Annotated in this window: 1 pseudogene; it reads left to right on the plus strand. The window is 68.9% G+C overall.

Going from position 1 to position 919, the window contains the following annotated elements:
- Nucleotides 1-35: 35 nt before the first annotated feature.
- A pseudogene (locus ABFY07_RS42695) lies at nt 36-919 on the plus strand (alpha/beta hydrolase); the annotation flags it as partial.

Genomic DNA, 919 nt, shown 5'->3' on the forward strand with positions numbered 1-919 from the left:
CCGGGTGGCCCGTCGGGGAGCTGGTGATCCGCGCCGTGGTTACCTTCGCACAGTTGAAGGCGCTCGACCCCGCCCAGTTCGAGGAGGCGGCGGACGGCTGGCACAAGGTCAGCAGCAGCGCGAGCGCGGCCAAGGACCGTCTGAACAATGAGATCAACGCGAAGCTGCGCGGGGGTCTGAAGGGCCAGGGGGTGGGTGCGGCGCTGGGCCGGCTGGAGCGGCTGAGCGAGAACTTCCACTACATGCAGGTGGAGTGCGCCCTGGTCCTGACGGCCCTGAACGGGCTGGCGGCGGAGTTGCGCGCGGCGAAGAAGAAGCTGGACAACGCCGTGCAGGACGCCCAGGACGCGGGGATGACCGTCAAGGAGGACGGGTCGGTGGAGTACCGGCCCCCGGTCGTGCTGCTGCCGGGCCAGGAGTACGAGCAGCCGGGGAGCGGCCGGACGCCGTTCGTCACCACGACGCCCAAGGAGCAGGCGCAGGGGTACGCGGACCGGATCGGCGACGCGCTCAAGGACGCCACGGAGGCGGACGGCAAGTACGCCAGGACGCTGGGCAAGCTGATCACGGTGGCGGATCTGTCGGTCACCAAGGAGGACTGGACCGACGCCGACCAGGACCGGGGCGACGTCAAGAAGACGGTCGGGGACCATCTGCGCGGCATTCCCGAGGACAAGTCGCCCAACGAGAACGCGGCCTGGTGGAAAGGCCTCAGCAAAGAGGAGCAGGCGGAGTACATCTCCCTCTACCCGGCGAGCGTGGGCAAGCTGGACGGGCTGCCCGCCGAGGACCGCGACGAGGCGAACCGTGTCTGGTTCAACGAGCAGCGGGCGAAGTACCAGACCGAGCTGGACAACCTGCCACCGGAGCCGAAGCCCAAGTACATGGCGGCCGGACGGGTCATGGTGCTCAATCCGGA

Source organism: Streptomyces sparsogenes subsp. cuspidosporus (genome assembly GCF_039532705.1).
Lineage (GTDB): Bacteria > Actinomycetota > Actinomycetes > Streptomycetales > Streptomycetaceae > Streptomyces > Streptomyces sparsogenes.